Source organism: Porphyromonas sp. COT-108 OH2963 (genome assembly GCF_000768895.1).
Lineage (GTDB): Bacteria > Bacteroidota > Bacteroidia > Bacteroidales > Porphyromonadaceae > Porphyromonas_A > Porphyromonas_A canoris.
On record NZ_JRAP01000009.1, the window covers coordinates 1 to 15,912 of the forward strand.

14 protein-coding genes are annotated in these 15,912 nt (G+C 43.5%); 4 read left to right on the forward strand and 10 right to left on the reverse strand.

The features are described 5' to 3' along the window. Positions 1-879: 879 nt before the first annotated feature. Both HQ39_RS05815 and HQ39_RS05825 read right to left on the reverse strand, forming a co-directional pair. Positions 880-1,302 (reverse strand): DNA/RNA non-specific endonuclease, encoded by a 423-nt coding sequence (locus HQ39_RS05815; protein ID WP_081965399.1) that lies wholly within the window; start codon positions 1,300-1,302, stop codon positions 880-882. A gap of 583 nt (positions 1,303-1,885) precedes the next feature. Next, complete coding sequence (locus HQ39_RS05825) at positions 1,886-2,251, reverse strand: MmcQ/YjbR family DNA-binding protein (RefSeq protein WP_036864635.1); 366 nt, start codon at positions 2,249-2,251, stop codon at positions 1,886-1,888. Positions 2,252-2,610: 359 nt separating this feature from the next. Here HQ39_RS05825 and pflB point away from each other — a divergent pair, with 359 nt between their 5' ends. Then, entirely contained in the window at positions 2,611-4,830 is a 2,220-nt protein-coding gene (gene pflB, locus HQ39_RS05830) for a formate C-acetyltransferase (RefSeq protein WP_036847465.1), read from the forward strand. Positions 4,831-4,847: 17 nt separating this feature from the next. Further along, the gene (pflA, locus tag HQ39_RS05835) at positions 4,848-5,573 is read left to right on the forward strand and encodes a pyruvate formate-lyase-activating protein (protein WP_036864637.1); all 726 of its coding nucleotides are present in this window, start codon (positions 4,848-4,850) and stop codon (positions 5,571-5,573) included. A 489-nt stretch (positions 5,574-6,062) separates the two neighbouring features. On the opposite strand, the gene HQ39_RS05840 is transcribed toward pflA, so the two are convergent. From HQ39_RS05840 to HQ39_RS05870, 7 genes are read right to left on the reverse strand one after another with little or no spacing between them, the layout of a single operon-like run. Next, complete coding sequence (locus HQ39_RS05840) at positions 6,063-6,635, reverse strand: electron transport complex protein RnfA (RefSeq protein WP_036864638.1); 573 nt, start codon at positions 6,633-6,635, stop codon at positions 6,063-6,065. Between the two features lie 34 nt (positions 6,636-6,669). After that, positions 6,670-7,269, reverse strand: coding sequence for an RnfABCDGE type electron transport complex subunit E (locus HQ39_RS05845; protein WP_036789178.1), 600 nt, complete (start codon positions 7,267-7,269; stop codon positions 6,670-6,672). Between the two features lie 6 nt (positions 7,270-7,275). Then, a complete protein-coding gene (locus tag HQ39_RS05850; RefSeq protein ID WP_036864639.1) occupies positions 7,276-7,902 on the reverse strand; it encodes an RnfABCDGE type electron transport complex subunit G in 627 nt (208 codons plus the stop codon). Next, positions 7,899-8,891, reverse strand: coding sequence for an RnfABCDGE type electron transport complex subunit D (locus HQ39_RS05855; RefSeq protein ID WP_036864642.1), 993 nt, complete (start codon positions 8,889-8,891; stop codon positions 7,899-7,901). Before HQ39_RS05855 ends, HQ39_RS05850 begins: the two co-directional genes overlap by 4 nt. Positions 8,892-8,912: 21 nt before the next feature. Further along, positions 8,913-10,247 carry an electron transport complex subunit RsxC gene (rsxC, locus tag HQ39_RS05860; protein WP_036789172.1) on the reverse strand — a complete coding sequence of 445 codons (1,335 nt, stop codon included), beginning with the start codon at positions 10,245-10,247 and terminating at the stop codon, positions 8,913-8,915. Between the two features lie 24 nt (positions 10,248-10,271). Next, a complete protein-coding gene (locus HQ39_RS05865) occupies positions 10,272-11,135 on the reverse strand; it encodes a Fe-S cluster domain-containing protein (protein WP_036789170.1) in 864 nt (287 codons plus the stop codon). A gap of 3 nt (positions 11,136-11,138) precedes the next feature. After that, complete coding sequence (locus tag HQ39_RS05870; protein ID WP_052079492.1) at positions 11,139-11,561, reverse strand: SoxR reducing system RseC family protein; 423 nt, start codon at positions 11,559-11,561, stop codon at positions 11,139-11,141. An 802-nt stretch (positions 11,562-12,363) separates the two neighbouring features. Here HQ39_RS05870 and HQ39_RS05880 point away from each other — a divergent pair. Both HQ39_RS05880 and HQ39_RS05885 read left to right on the forward strand, forming a co-directional pair. Beyond that, positions 12,364-13,002, forward strand: a complete 639-nt coding sequence (locus HQ39_RS05880; protein WP_036864649.1) for a porin family protein — start codon at positions 12,364-12,366, stop codon at positions 13,000-13,002. A gap of 219 nt (positions 13,003-13,221) precedes the next feature. Further along, positions 13,222-13,965, forward strand: a complete 744-nt coding sequence (locus HQ39_RS05885; RefSeq protein WP_036864652.1) for a hypothetical protein — start codon at positions 13,222-13,224, stop codon at positions 13,963-13,965. A gap of 191 nt (positions 13,966-14,156) precedes the next feature. On the opposite strand, the gene HQ39_RS05890 is transcribed toward HQ39_RS05885, so the two are convergent. After that, positions 14,157-15,764 carry a ribonuclease E/G gene (locus tag HQ39_RS05890; protein ID WP_036789163.1) on the reverse strand — a complete coding sequence of 536 codons (1,608 nt, stop codon included), beginning with the start codon at positions 15,762-15,764 and terminating at the stop codon, positions 14,157-14,159. Positions 15,765-15,912: the final 148 nt, after the last annotated feature.

Sequence of the window (15,912 nt, forward strand, 5' to 3'; positions counted from 1 at the left end):
TCACGCCGATGGTACTATGCAAATGGGAGAGTAGGTAGCCGCCACTTAGAGAGAAGGAGAGAGACATGAACCGTAACAGGAACATGGCTCTCTCCTTTGTTTTTATAGGTTTGCCGGTTTGCTTCTTCTTTCTTTTCTACTTCTTCATTTCTTTTTATTCTTTCCCTGTCCTGGATGAAAATAGAGACGAAACACCTTGCGATTATCTCTTTAATTCTTTTCACTCCGTTTCTCCTCTGCATTAAGATACATACTAGCGTCCTTCTTTCTCCTCTTCAACCCTTTTTTGCTCTTTCCACACTTCGTATGAAAATAGAAACGGATTTGCCGCTTTTCTCCTCTTCAATCCTTTTGCTCTTTCCATATTGGTTATTCTCAAATATGAGGTGTATATCCTCCGTCTCTTTTCAACCTCTTTTGCTTTTTTCGTCACTCCGCATAAAAATACAAGTGGAATCTTTCCACTGCTTTCTCTTTGATTTTTTATTCTGTTTCTCCTCCGTATGAAAATAGAGATGGCTTTGCTGTTCTCTCCTTTTCAATCTTTTTTCTTTTTCCATACTTCTAAGGAATATGCAAATAGGAGAGTAAGTAGCCGCCACTTAACGATAAGGAGAGAGACATGAACCGTAACAGGAATGTGGCTCTCTCCTTTGTTTTTACAGGTCTTTTGAGAATTATTTATGGTCAAGTGTATAAGAAATTAAGAGGTATTCCTTAGAATCTTTACAAAAAAGCCAAGCATTGTCAGCTTGTGATGCTGAAATGCTTAGCCTTTCTTGTCTCTAATAAGATTTTGTAATGCTAATTGTCTTCTTTATGACGGCTCAGATAATTCTATTCCAAGAGCTTTTGAAACACCTTAACCATGAACTGGATCTACCTTTCCTTATAACAGTTCTTTATATTTATTGTGTAAGATATATCAAATTCTATTGGCCGTTTAGATTTCTCTTCGTAGAAAACTTTAATTTTGAAATATTTTAAATCTTTTAGGTTGTTGCTTAGGTTATTTTCCAAACTTTTCCATTTTCCACGATTCAAGTCTTTCTTCATCGCTATTTGGTTGATAGCTTCGTTAGGTCCTCCTAAATTTTTAGCAATAATGTGTCCTGATTCATCATCCGTATTGCCATTTTTTCTTATAGATTTCTGAGTCTTTTTATCTACTTCAGCACGATTAGATATTTGATTTTGAAGCTCATCCATATCAATTACCTCAGCATAGAAGGTGCGTCCTAAGTCATCAGTACAGAATTTAATAGACTTATCAACGATGTAAGTAGCATTAGAAAGGCACACATTAAGGAATTGGTTCTGACTACCATCTTTCCCTTTTCTCGAACCAGAATCTGCATAATAATTACCATCTTGCCTATGGTAATTTTAATACGATCAAATTCTTTGTGTTTTATAACCAACTCTTCATTACCATTGCGATATACCTCTACGTCTTCAGGCTTAAAGCTTTTTAGGTAACCGATATTACTTTTACAATTTTCTGAACACTTAATTAGATTACCTACTTTTTTCTGCTCTTCCTTGTTGAGATTCTTATCCATATTTTTGTAGTTATCAATTATTCTTCTGTTGTTTCTTGAGTCTTTTTGGGGCTTTTTGCTACTTGAGAGATTATTCCTTGGCTCCTAAGAGAAGTTATTAGTTTCTTTTTATTAAATATGTTTGTTGTATAGTTTGCATATTTACTATTCATAAAGTAGATTATTTCTCTATGATCTATGTTCTTACCCTGTTATTGGTTCATATAACTCAATTATAAGATGTTGAGAACGGCTTTAGTCTCAAGGCAAATAGTCAAGAAGTTATCCACATCTTTTGTACCAATATTTCTTTTTATTCTTTCCCATAGATGGAAAAGCCTCTTTCAAGAAAAGTTCAGAGTATCTTTCAGGCGTTTCGGGAGCTTATCAAGAATAAGCTGATAGGATGCTCTGATCTGTTCCAGAATGTCGGCATCGCTCATATCTCTATTTATATATATCGTATTCCAGTGCCTTTTATTCATGTGATACCCAGGCACTACGGCATTGTAGTGCATCCGAAGATCTTCAGCCAGATCCGGATCGCACTTCACATTAAAGCGGACACCATCTTCGTTGTTCAAGGGGAGTAGCATAAAGACTTTGTCGAAGAGTTTGAACACGATAACATCAGGACCAAAAGGAAGATCTTCCGTAGTGTAAGGGAGAGATAGTGCAAAGTCTCTCAGTTTTTCTATATCAAGAGCCATTATTAGGTGTATTGGGTTATCACAAAGTTAGCATCTTTGTTTTTGAGTTCAAGAAAGTATGTACTGTTTTTTCTATTCAAGTTTCCCTTTATATATCACTGTTGTGGAAACATAAATTAACTATGATTGTAAGTCTAATTTTTCGAAATAAATCTGTTGATTGCCTGTAAATATTTATATTGGGACTATTATTACTCTATTTTTAATAGATTTCTATCGAAATTACTTGTTTTATTAACTTATATTTTGTTCTTGGTGTTGCCCATCTATCTTTTACCTATTATCTTTGCACTGCATCTTGAGCAGGTATTCAATATGCAAATAACACAACCTCATCTAACAAATTAAAAGAAAAAGACATGGACTTCAAGAAAGGCTTATGGAATGACGAAATAAATGTTCGTGATTTCGTAGTAAGAAATGTAACTCCCTATAACGGAGACGCTTCTTTTCTTCAACCTGCATCGGAGAGAACAAAGAAAATCTGGAGCATCTGTACTGCTGCTCTGAAAGAAGAGCGAGACAACAACGGTGTACGCTCGATAGATCCTAAGACTATTTCGACCATTACATCTCATGCACCCGGATACATCGACAGAGAAAACGAGGTGATAGTAGGTCTTCAGACAGATGAACTGCTTCGCAGAGCCATCAAGCCTTTTGGTGGAATCGGTGTCGTGGACAAAGCATGCGAGGAGAACGGTGTACATTTGGACGAAAAAGTAAAAGAGATTTTCCACTCTTATCGCAAGACACACAATGATGGAGTATTCGATGTTTATACTCCGGAGATTCGTCTGTATCGTTCACTTGGTTTCCTTACCGGTTTGCCGGACAACTATGCACGTGGTCGCGTGATAGGAGACTACCGTCGTTTGGCTCTCTATGGTGCGGATCGCCTGATCGAAGCTAAGCAAGAAGATCTTAACTCTCTGCTTGGATTTATGTCCGAAGAACGAGTTCGATTGAGAGAAGAAGTCAGCGAACAGATCAAGGCTCTTAAGGATATCAAAGTGATGGCACAGTCTTACGGCTTCGATGTTTCCCGTCCTGCCACATCGGCACAAGAGGCTGTTCAGTGGGTTTACTTCGCTTACCTTGCGGCAGTGAAAGAGCAAGACGGAGCTGCCATGTCTTTGGGAAATGTTTCTTCTTTCTTGGATATATATATAGAATACGATCTTACTCACGGCAAGATTGATGAAGTTTTTGCACAGGAGCTTATAGACCAGTTTGTGATAAAGCTGCGTATGGTGCGTCAGTTGCGCATGAACTCCTACAACGAAATCTTCGCAGGAGACCCTACATGGGTTACAGAGTCTATCGGAGGACGCTTGCAGGACGGAAGACACAAGGTAACGAAGACCAGCTTCCGCTTCTTGCAGACGCTTTATAACCTTGGACCTTCTCCCGAACCCAATATGACAGTCCTTTGGGCACAAGATCTTCCGCAAGGTTTCAAGGATTTCTGTGCACAGGTATCCATAGACACATCCTCCATTCAGTATGAAAATGACGACTTGATGCGCGGTGTAAGAAAGTCCGACGACTATGGTATCGCATGCTGTGTATCATTCCAGGAGATTGGTAAGCAGATTCAGTTTTTCGGTGCAAGAACCAATCTTGCCAAAGCACTTCTGTTGGCTCTGAACGGAGGACGTTGCGAGTTTACCGGAGAAGTGGTCGTAAAGGATATTCCTCCACTCAAGAGCGATGTTTTGGACTTTGACGAAGTGATAGCGAACTACAAGAAAGTCCTTGTGGAAGTAGCACGCGTGTACAACGATGCCATGAACATCATCCACTATATGCACGACAAGTACTACTACGAAAAAGCACAGATGGCTCTTGTGGATACCAATCCTGCCATCAATCTTGCGTATGGAGCAGCCGGTCTATCTATCGTAGCAGATTCTCTTTCTGCCATCAAGCATGCCAAAGTAACGGCTTTGAGAAATGCAGACGGTCTTACGGAAGAGTTCAAGATAGAGGGTGAGTTCCCATGCTATGGTAATGACGATGACCGCGTGGACTCTTTGGCAATAGAGGTTACCCGCTACTTCAGCGATCTTCTAAAGGCTCTTCCTGTTTACAAGAATGCCGAGCCTACACTCTCTATCCTCACCATCACTTCCAATGTGATGTATGGAAAGAAGACCGGTGCCACTCCCGACGGACGTGCCAAAGGCGTTGCATTTGCTCCGGGAGCCAATCCGATGCACGGTCGTGATGAGAATGGAGCTATCGCTTCTCTCTCTTCCGTGTCGAAGATCGACTATTCCGACTCTCTTGACGGCGTAAGTAATACGTTCAGCATCGTACCTCACTCTTTGGGTTCAAACAAAGAGGAGCAAGTGGAAAATCTTGTAAGCATGATGGACGGATACTTCTCCAAGATGGCTCACCACTTGAATGTGAATGTCTTGAACCGTGCCATGCTGGAAGATGCAATGGAGCATCCGGAAAACTATCCTCAGCTGACCATCCGTGTTTCCGGATATGCCGTAAACTTTATTAAGCTCAGCAGAGAACATCAGTTGGAAGTTATCTCTCGTAGCTTCCACAAGAGAATGAGATAATCATTTACTTCGCAGTTATGCTAAGAATACACTCATTTGAATCAATGGGTACTTTCGACGGGCCGGGACTCCGGCTCGTCGTCTTTATGCAAGGATGCAATTTCAAGTGTGCCTATTGTGCCAATCCCGACACCATCCCTTTCACCAAAGGACGCAACATTGAAGAGAATGAAGTGGTGCGTCGTGCCATAAGCGAAAAGGCATTTTTCGGGAAAAAAGGAGGTGTTACGTTCAGTGGCGGCGAGCCCATGTTGCAGGCTCGTCTTCTTATTCCCATCATGAGACAGCTCAAAGAGAACGGCATCCATATCTGTGTGGATACCAACGGAAGCATCATGAACGAAGATGTCAAGGAGGTGTACAATCTCATAGATATGGTACTGTTGGATGTGAAGCAGGCAAACAATGAAAAGCATCACGAGCTCACGGAACACTCTTGCGACCAGGTTTGGAAGACGGCAAAGTATCTCGAAGAGATCAATATGCCTGTACGCCTCAGATGTGTGATGGTTCCCGGCTTCAACGACTCGGAAGAGGACATCCGGCTGTTGTGCGAAAAGTATTCCTCTCTCAAGAATATTGATCGGGTCGAGATACTTCCTTATCACACTTATGGCGTCCACAAGTACGAAACCATGGGATGGGAGTACAGACTCAAGGGTGTTAAGGAGCATACACCGGAGCAGATAGATCATTTTACATCGCTGTTCCGAGAGTATTTTCCAAACGTCTGGACGCAGTAGCAGCACCTGTTTCGTGTCGGCAGCACACTTATTCCGTGAGAAAGAGGGATGATCTTCGGATTTATCCTCTTCACTACACCTCTTGCTTACCGGATTTGCGGTGGCATCCATGGGTGTTCGGGATCTCCTTTTCGAGTGTTTGAATATTTCTGTAAAGCAGTTTAATAGTTTCTCCAAACAGGGTTATATCTTTCTTTTAGCCTGTTCGGAGGCGCAAATCAAGCCCCGATTTGTAGAGAACAAGGCTTGAATGGTACGAATCGAAGCGTGAATCTTGCCATTCAGGCCTTGATTTTATGATTTATCCGTGTTAAAAGAGTTCTGTTTTCGTGTTCAGAGCAGTTTTTGTCCCTGTTAAACAGAATTGATTTCCATCCTAAAAAGAGAGTGTGTCAGTAGTGGGAACATCCGGGTAAAAAATAAGGAACGCCTCCTAAGTCAATTTATTCAAACTCAGGAGGCGTTCCCTTTATATTGTTCAGGCTCTTGCTATACCAATCCGCCGAATCCCATGAAAGAGAGAGCAAGGATACCGGCAACGATGAGAGCGATGGGGATACCCTTGAGGGCTTTTGGCACATCTGTCTGAGCGAGCTGCTCACGAATGACAGAGAATATTATCAGTGCAATGGTATAACCTATCGCCGTAGAGATGGCAAAGGTAAGGCTGCGGAGCAGGTCGTAATCTTTTTGTACGATGATAATGGCAGTACCGAGTATCATACAGTTTGTGGTGATCAGAGGTAAGAATACTCCCAATGCCTGATAAAGGGCAGGGGAGATCTTTTTGAGAATGATCTCTACCATCTGAACCAGAGCTGCAATGACAAGGATGAACGATATTGTCATCATATAACCCAGATCGTATGGTAGCAAAATAAAGTGATTGATCGCCATCGTAACCAGTGTAGCTATCGTAACCACAAAGGTTACCGCAGCTCCCATACCCAGTGCAGTGGAGAGCTTTTGAGATACACCCAAAAACGGACATATTCCGAGAAATTGGGAGAACACGATGTTGTTCACCAATATGGCTGAAACGAATATGATGAAGTATTCCATACTGTTTTGTTTTTATCTGTTGAAAGATTGTGTGTTATGCCTTAGACTTGTTGCGAAGGGTATTGATGATGGCAATCAGATAGCCCAAGGCGATGAATGCTCCGGGAGCAAGAACGAATACCAACGCTCCATACTCTTCTCCCAAGCCCGGAACTTTGTAGCCGAATGCGTGCCAAGTGCCGAGAAGTTCGCGCACAAGACCGAGCAGTGTAAGCGCGACAGTAAATCCAAGACCCATGGCAAGACCATCCACGATAGAGGATAGCGTGCCATTCTTAGCCGCAAAAGCCTCCGCTCTACCAAGCACAAGACAGTTTACCACAATGAGAGGAATGAATAGACCCAAGCTTTCGTACAGAGCCGGAAGAAAGGCTTCCATGGAAAACTGAACGAGGGTAACAAACGTTGCGATGACAACGATGAAAGCCGGGATACGAACTTTGTCCGGAATGAGATTCTTGATAAGAGAGATCACCAGATTGGAGCAGATGAGTACGAACATAGTCGCCATTCCCATACTGAACCCATTCATGGCAGAAGAGGTCGTTCCCAACGTGGGACACATACCCAAAAGGAGGACGAAGATAGGGTTCTCGTCCACGATTCCGTTCTTTAATGACTTTAATATATTCATGGCTATTTATTCTTGTTCACTTTCTGTTGATGGTGATGGAGCACTGTTTCTGCTTGCAACGAACTCTTTCTGTGCAATATGTGCACGGGCTGCGGCATCAAGGAATGCACGGCTGGAGATGGTGGCGGCAGTTATGGCATCTACGTCTCCCTGGTCTTGTTTCACTTTCAGATCGCCGTTGTTGAGGTTTCTTCCCAGTACGGACTGGTTGCCTTTCTCTGTTTTGAACCAGTCTGTCATCTTTGTACCGAGACCGGGAGTCTCTTGCATGGATAGCACGGAGTAGTTGATGATGTTTCCTTCCAAGTCGAAACCAAACAGAATAGAAACGTCTCCGCTGAATCCTTTATGTGTAACGGATTGTACGGCAGTGGCTACAAGAGCTCCGTCTTTCGTTGCAGGAAAAACCGACAAGCTGTCTGTTTCTACGAGAATCTTTACTTGTTCTTGATAGGGTGAGTTGTCAAACTCCGGTGTTACTTCGCCTATCGCACGCTCCAAAGCTGCCACTTTGGACTGCGCAATGATATCTTTGGTGCCATTGTAAACGAAAGACAACAAGGCCGAAGCTACCACACAGATGATGGTAAGAGATAAGAACATATTGGGCAATGTGGATCCTAACTTCTTCATTTCGCTACTTTACCTCCAAAGTGTTTAGGTTTAACATACAGGTTGATAATGGGTGTGATACCATTCATAATGAGAATGGCAAAAGACATACCTTCCGGGAATGAACCGAAGACACGGATAAGCATCGTGATGAGACCTATGCAGACACCATAGATGAGCATCCCGTTCTTGGTCATAGGAGATGAAACGTAGTCTGTAGCCATGAATATCGCTCCGAGTAGCATACCTCCCGTTAGAAGGTGTACATCAGGAGTAGGATAGACGGTAGGGTCGTACAAGTACAATGCTCCGGCAAAGATGGCAACGGTACCGAGTATCGCTACCGGGATATGCCATGTGATGATCTTCTTTACAAGCATATAGACGAGACCCAAAAGGAGTGCAATGGCACTCACTTCCCCAAGAGAACCTCCCATTTGACCCAAAAGAAGGTCGAAGGTGTTGGGGATCATGTCCAGGCTGTTGCCCTGTATGCCCATCTTTACACCTTTCAGTATTCCGAGCGGAGTGGCTCCGGACTCTACATCAATGTATTGAGTCCATTGGAGAGGCTTGGGCCAAGAGGTCATCTGTACAGGGAAAGAGATCAGAAGTACCACGCGTCCGAGAAGTGCGGGATTGAATATATTGCATCCCAAACCTCCAAAAGACATCTTCCCGATACCTATGGCAATGAATGCACCCACGAGGATAATCCACACGGGAAGGTTTGAAGGGAGATTCAGAGCGAGCAACAAGCCGGTAAGAATGGCACTGCCATCGGTGATGGTAAGCTCGTCACGACGCAAGAGATACTTATTGATAAGATATTCGGTGGCTACACATCCCAAAACGGATGCTATGGTAACGACGACCGCACCCAGTCCGAAGAAATAAAATGAGGCAAGAAGAGCAGGTATGAGAGCTATGATAACCCCATACATATTCTTCTCTATACTGTCTCCACTGTGTATGTGAGGAGAGGGAGATACCAGAAACTTATTATCCATTAGTCTGATTGTGTTTAGTCTTTAAGATTTACGGGAGCGGATGATGCCCATCACTTTCTGCTTGCCTAAGCGTATTTCATCGAGAAGAGGGCGGTTTGCCGGACAGGTGAAGCTACAAGAGCCACACTCTATACAGTCCACTATATTATTCTTTTCGGCTTCGTCCCAGTTTTTGAACGTTACATCACGCATCAAGAACGCAGGATTCAATCCCATCGGACACACTCCGACACACTTCGTACAGCGAATACAGTTTCGCATAGGCTTACGTTTGGTGTCCGCTTTAGGCAGTAAGAGCACACCGCTTGTACCTTTGGTCACCGGCGAAGAGGTTTGAGCCAATGCTTTACCCATCATCGGTCCACCGCTTACAATCTTTCCGGTGCCGGCAGGAATCTCTCCAACGTGGGAGATAAGAGAAGATAGCGGTGTGCCGATCCTGACCATCAGGTTGGACGGACGAGCCAGTCGTTTCCCAGTAATCGTTACAACCCGTTCCACGAGAGGTTTGTTTTTTTGAACAGCCTCGTAAACGGCAAATGCTGTCCCCACATTCTGAACCACGGCACCCTCCGAGATCGGGAGCTGTCCGCTCTTGACGGCTCTCTTTGTTACGGCATCTATGAGCTGTTTCTCTCCTCCTTGCGGATATTTTACCTTTAGAGGTTGTATCGTGATGCCTTTATATTCCGATGCTTTCTGTGTAAGGAGAGCTATCGCATCCTTTTTATTGTTTTCTATGCCTATCACTGCACGATCCACTCCGATGGCTTTCATCAGTATGGAGGTACCCACAAGCACTTCGTCTGCATACTCCAACATGAGACGATGGTCGGATGTAAGGTACGGCTCGCACTCTACCGCATTGATGATCAATATCTCTGCTTTGCTGTCTTTAGGAGGCATAAGCTTGACATGAGAGGGGAATGTGGCACCTCCCAAACCCACTATACCTGCCGCTGCAACCTTATCTATGATCTCTTTTGATGAGAGATTGCACTCCTTTATAAGCGTAGAAGAGCGATCGATACTCTCTTCCCAAGTATCTTCGTTATCGCATTCTATGTATATCGCAGGCTTTTTATATCCGGAAGCATCCACTATATCGTCGATCTTCACAACCTTTCCGGATACTGAGGAGTGTATGTTTGCGGAGATGAAACCGGCACTTTTACCTATGAGTGTACCCACTTTTACGCTATCTCCACGCTTTACTACCGCTTCAGCCGGAGCACCAATATGCTGTCCGAGAGGTATGGTTACCGTACTTGTGGTATGGAATACTTCGATAGGCGCATCCGCACTAAGCTTAGCTTCAGGAGGGTGTATCCCTCCTATTCTGAATGTCTTGAGCATATCTTTTGCTTTATTCTAAAAGTCTTATACTTGTTCTGTCTTGGCTGCCGGACTCTCTGTCTCTTCTACTTTTGGCTTAGGAGGAGGAAATCCGATCTCGTGTATCGCTTTGGTCGGACAGACCGAAACGCACTTGCGACAGAGACGACACTTCGTATGATCTATGTATGATAGATTGTTTGCAATGGTAATGGCTTCAAACTTGCACTCCTTAAAGCACAGAGAACAGCCGATACAAGCGTTGGCGCAAGCCTTCTTCGCAACGCCGCCTTTATCTTTATTGACACAGGAAACAAATACGCGTCTGTTCTTAGGCCCTTTTTTGCGGAGTTCTATGATGAACTTCGGGCAGGCTTTTACGCAAGCACCACAAGCGGTACACTTATCCTGATCTACTTCAGGCAGTTTCGTTTCCGGATTGATGGATATGGCACCGAAGTCGCACACTCTGACGCAGTCTCCGAGACCATGACAGCCGTAAGAGCAGTTGGTCTCACCGGAGTAGAGAGCTGTGGCTACCGCGCAAGAAGATACGCCATCGAAAGTGTTTGTCCTTGGTCTGGCATCGCAGTTCCCATTACAGCGAACCACTGCAACCAATGGTTCGGACTGAACAGCCGCAAGCCCCAAAATATCTGCCACTTTTGCCATAGTTTCCGCACCGCCAACCGGGCAGAATAATCCTTCCAAAGAAGAAGCTTTGGCACAAGCAGAGGCAAATCCTCCACAACCGGGAAATCCGCATCCTCCGCAGTTTGCACCCGGCAATGCCTCTTGGACTTCACCTATGCGCGGATCTTCTTCTACATGAAACTTCTTTGATACAGCATAAAGCAATGCCGCACCCGAAGCCCCTAAGGCTCCTAAAAATGTAATAGTAAGAAACATATCTTATTCTAACTTTTTCAAAGTGTATTGATACTTCTTGGTGAAATAAGCGTTGCACAACTTAAGGATGACAAAGTACACTACCAATGCCCCCAATGCCGTAGCGTAGCTCACAGACTCTGATACCAAAAAGAAGTGATTGGCTATGAAAACAATCCCGACCAGCAGTACCAGAGGAAAGACAAATGCAAAAAGTATGGCATGATAAACGTTGAACAGTGGTTCGAGGCTGACTTTGTCTCCGGGTTTATAGCTTTCCGCATGGGGTGTCTGCACAGAAATGTCTATATGTCCTACATCGGAGGCAAGGCAAGCCCCTTTGGCATGACACTCTTTGCAGGCGCTGTTGCGCTCCATACGCACATATACCGTATTGCCTAATGCTCGAGATACTATTCCGCTCTTACATGTACTGGCTTTTGTCATTGTGGTAGATTAAGTAATAGTAATGCAAAACAAAAGTAAGTTTTTTTACTTAAATAGCCAATCCTCAAGATCACTATTTAGCAATAGGATTACCTTATCCTTATGTTTTATCTTGCAAGTAAATGTAGCTTGTCTATGTTAGTGTAAATTTCCCTACAAATGGGGAGGTCTATTCCGAGGGACAAAGGTAGTAAAAGGAAAATTAAATAAAAGCATCTTGATACATTTTTGGCAAGACAATCTTCTTTTTTTCTCTTTTCGTGCCGCGAAGATCCGGAATAAGAGGATACTTTTTTTCTTGTCGAGAATATAAAAGAGTCTGAACCCGTTCATAAAATGAGCTGAACGTTGAAGAAAAACAGATTGAACGTGTACAGAGTTATAAATCAAATCTTTATTTGTACACTTCAAGGCTTGATTTGTAGCAGTCGGCTCCCGGTTTTCAGAAATCAAACCTTGCTTTATCTTCTTTAATCTGTTCAGGTCAAGTATTGAAAGTGATAAGAGCAACTTTTTTCCGTATTAAAACCTCTTTGCAAATGCTTCGTGGTGTGAGGTGGAAGGATTATGCCCAAGACCGCTAAACAGATTCGGCAAAACTCTATAAACAGATGTCGGAGCATCCGGCAACTTGCCAAAATCCCAACATTTATCATGCCTAACTTCTATCTGTCTTTATTCTTGGATTGCCTTCTCCTGTTATTTTTGCTTATATTTGCGAGGGAGGCATGTGGTTTTTGTGTCTCTCATACATGGTAATCGAGTGAAAACCTTGACAGTAGTAACACTAAAAAATGAAATTATGAAAAAGATTTTAACCTTAGCTTTTATGCTTTTCTGTATGACTGCCGTTGCTCAAAATCGTCCGACATTTATTGTCCAAGCCGGATATCAGGGAGCCAATCTTACCGATGCAATAGATGTAAAGATGCTCCATGGATTTCGTGCAGGAGTTACCGTAGACTACGCATTTATAACCTTACCCACTTATGAACTTTCTTTGCAAACCGGTCTCAACTATTCGATGAAAGGGTATTGGGAAGAGACACACATTACAACCGTGGGAAAGGTCAAATCTACCAACAGACTTCACTATTTGGATTTGCCTGTTCTTATCAATAGCAGATTCAAACTTTCTGATACTTTCAATGCTTTTGTCAATGTCGGTCCGTATATTGCTTATGGATTGTCCGGGAAGTATACTGTGGAGACTAAGAAGGGAGATAAAAAGACAGATGAAGGTAATCTCTTTAAGGGAAGTGGTGATGAAAAGTCTAAACTGCATCCTTTTGACTTTGGTGCTCAAGTAGGTGTCGGTGTCGAAATGAATCGTATCATGCTTGGTGTCGGAACTCAATATGGGCTTGCTAAACTTCTCAGAGACAGCGGCCGAAGTGCCAAGAATATAAGCTTCTATGCCTCTGTTGGATACAGATTTTGACGAAGCATAGGTGCTGATAGGTATAAAAGATAGATATTGAGGCAGAGAGCGGAAGGTCGGTCCGTCTCTCTGCCTTATTTTTTATCTTGTCGGTACATAAACGAAACAGCCTTTACACTCATGTTTCTAATGTCTATCCATGAGGAAAAGAGCTCTTTGTTTCTTCTTTCCGACTACTTTTTTTACATTTGTGCCGCATAATTGAAAAACAATAGCAGAATGAAAAGGAAAAACGTATTCGGAATCTTACTCATGCTCTCTTGTATGGCTGCATTTGTGAGCTGTTCTCAAGAGACAGATACTGATGATAGAGGATTTATGAGTCAGGCAACAGTGGCGAAAAGTAAAGAGGGTAAGTATCTGTGTTATCTCGATGGCGGAGGTATCGTTACCTCCAAAAGTGCTGTCTTGGACGGCATAGAGAGAGGATACTTTGCTTTTATGTATAAGGAGTATCAGCGCAAGACGTCGGGGAAGAAAGAGCTGTTTATAGACGATGCCGTTGTTGCCGGGTTTAAGAAATACAGAGTGGCTTACCCTTTGACCATCAAAGAGGCAAAAGAAAGAGGTATCACAGATCCGGAAAACAGCGAAGAGAATGCGGAGTTTTTGCTATCCGGTGTGTGTCGTGGCTTCTTTGATGTGGTAGTCGGTACTTCTGTTCGGAACAGATCTACGGGGGAAGTTGCAGGCACGAAGGTATATCTTGTCTACGATCCGGGCAATCAAACTCCCAATACGTTGATGTTCAAACTTTATCGTAATCCCGGAGTATCAAAGACATGGACCGCTAAAGAGATCGTTAAGGAAACAGTTTCTTACGATATTTCATCCTTATATTCGCTTCAAAACTGGGCGGATTCGGTTACCATTATCGTGGATGGAGGTGAAGAAATTCAGCCTTTTAAGATCAGCCGGAACGACTTTATCAAACCGGACATAAACATAGATCTGAACAATTAGAGGCAGATTGCACTTCTCTTTGTGCCGGACAGGGGAGAGGACAGATCGCTTTCCCAAAATGGTAGAAGCCGGACAGAAACCGGCTTAAGAGCTCAAGGAGCAGCCGGTCATCATCACAACAGCCTAAACAAAAAAGGTTAGCCATCACTCTTGGAGGCTAACCTTTTCTGTTGTTTTAGGTTTGACAAGAATCAAGCATCGCTCTCTTTCTCCTTGACATCTATTTCAAGGAAATGAGAGAGGTCGTTCTTTTCATTGTCTATGTATGAAGCTTCTACAATACCGAGAGACTGGTTGGGAACAATGGTAAGCCCTTTGCCGTACTTCTTTCTCCATTTGGCTTGTATGGAACCGAATGAGAGGAATCCTTTGGTCAGGTATGCCGCTACGAATGGATGCACGTGTACATCGAGTTTATTGACATTCTCTTGCTTCATGAGCACTTCTATGTTGGACTCTACTTCTTCAACAAAGAACAGTGTGGACTGTATCTTGCCTCGTCCTCCACAAGTAGGACAATCTTCTTTGGTGGATACCGTAGTTGATGGGCGTACACGCTGACGAGTGATCTGCATCAAACCGAACTTGCTGAGGGGCAGTATGCTGTGCTTAGCCCTGTCGGAAGCCATCACTTCGTTCATGTACTCGAATAGCTTTTGCCTGTTGGCTGCTACTCCCATATCTATAAAGTCCACCACAATGATGCCTCCAAGATCTCTTAAACGGAGTTGCCTTGCAATCTCTTCCGCTGCGGAGAGGTTTACATCTATGGCTGTATCCTCCTGATCTTTGCTTCCTCTTGCCCGGTTTCCGCTATTGACATCTATCACGTGCATGGCTTCGGTCTGCTCTATAATAAGGTATGCACCGCTTTTATAGGTAACCGTCCTGCCGAATAGGTTTTTGATCTGTTTCGTGATACCGAAATGGTCGAATATCGGAGCTTTCTCTCCGTAATATTCTACAATGCTTCCGCGTCCCGGATCTATGAGTTCAATGTACTCTTTTGTCGCATCCAGCACATTCTTGTCATTGATATAGATGTGCTTGTAATTGGAGTTGTAGGTGTCTCGAAGCAGGCTCAGGAGTCTGCTTGTTTCTTCGTGGAGAAGCAGGTTTTTAGGCTTTTTTGCCAATGTTTCTGCTGTGTCCTCCCACTTTTTGATGAGAGATCGCAACTCGTAGTCGAGCTCTGCCACTCGTACTCCTTCGGCAGATGTCCGTACTATTACGCTTACATTCTTGGGCTTGATGCTCACCACGAGCTGTCTCAATCTTGCCCGTTCTTCTGCGGAGCGTATCTTCTGAGATACGGAAACCTTGTCTTGGAATGGGATCAGAACCAAATATCTTCCTGCGAAAGAGAGTTCGCCCGACAGTCTTGGACCTTTGGTGGAGATGGCTTCCTTGGTAATCTGTACCATCACTTGGTCTCCTGCTTTCAGAATGTCGGCTATGGCCCCATCTTTGCTGATGTCCTTTTCCAGCTTCATCTTCTTCCAAGATGGCTGGTCCCCACTCTTCCCTTTGTTTTTCTCTACGTCTTTGAGAAAAGATTGTACCGAAAGGTACGATGCTCCAAGGTCTCTATAGTGTAGAAAAGCTTCTTTCGGGTGGCCTACATCCACAAAGGCCGCATTGAGTCCGGGCATTATCTTTTTGATCTTGCCCAGATAAATGTCCCCCACGGCGAAAGCTACATTTTGTTTCTCTCGCTGAAGTTCTACCAGCTTGTCGTTTTCTACAACGGCGATAGATACTTCCTTGGGTTGTACGTCAATGATGATGTCGCTTTTCACACGGAAAGTTTTGTTTGTCTTTTCTTTTCTACTTGGATTGGTGTGGTAACAAAAAGAACAAACGCATTATCTGAAGGTTTACTTTAGATTGATGCGTTTGTTCTACCTTATGCTACCTTAGTTAGATGTGCTACTCTAAATTGAAAAG

Bases quoted from the DNA above. Each gene is read 5' to 3' on its own strand.
- HQ39_RS05885 (WP_036864652.1), top strand. From the start codon at position 13,222: ATGAAAAGGAAAAACGTATTCGGAATCTTACTCATGCTCTCTTGTATG.
- HQ39_RS05870 (WP_052079492.1), bottom strand. From the start codon at position 11,561: ATGACAAAAGCCAGTACATGTAAGAGCGGAATAGTATCTCGAGCATTA.
- HQ39_RS05850 (WP_036864639.1), bottom strand. From the start codon at position 7,902: ATGAAGAAGTTAGGATCCACATTGCCCAATATGTTCTTATCTCTTACC.
- HQ39_RS05825 (WP_036864635.1), bottom strand. From the start codon at position 2,251: ATGGCTCTTGATATAGAAAAACTGAGAGACTTTGCACTATCTCTCCCT.
- pflB (WP_036847465.1), top strand. From the start codon at position 2,611: ATGGACTTCAAGAAAGGCTTATGGAATGACGAAATAAATGTTCGTGAT.
- HQ39_RS05880 (WP_036864649.1), top strand. From the start codon at position 12,364: ATGAAAAAGATTTTAACCTTAGCTTTTATGCTTTTCTGTATGACTGCC.
- HQ39_RS05845 (WP_036789178.1), bottom strand. From the start codon at position 7,269: ATGAATATATTAAAGTCATTAAAGAACGGAATCGTGGACGAGAACCCT.
- HQ39_RS05840 (WP_036864638.1), bottom strand. From the start codon at position 6,635: ATGGAATACTTCATCATATTCGTTTCAGCCATATTGGTGAACAACATC.
- rsxC (WP_036789172.1), bottom strand. From the start codon at position 10,247: ATGCTCAAGACATTCAGAATAGGAGGGATACACCCTCCTGAAGCTAAG.
- pflA (WP_036864637.1), top strand. From the start codon at position 4,848: ATGCTAAGAATACACTCATTTGAATCAATGGGTACTTTCGACGGGCCG.
- HQ39_RS05855 (WP_036864642.1), bottom strand. From the start codon at position 8,891: ATGGATAATAAGTTTCTGGTATCTCCCTCTCCTCACATACACAGTGGA.
- HQ39_RS05865 (WP_036789170.1), bottom strand. From the start codon at position 11,135: ATGTTTCTTACTATTACATTTTTAGGAGCCTTAGGGGCTTCGGGTGCG.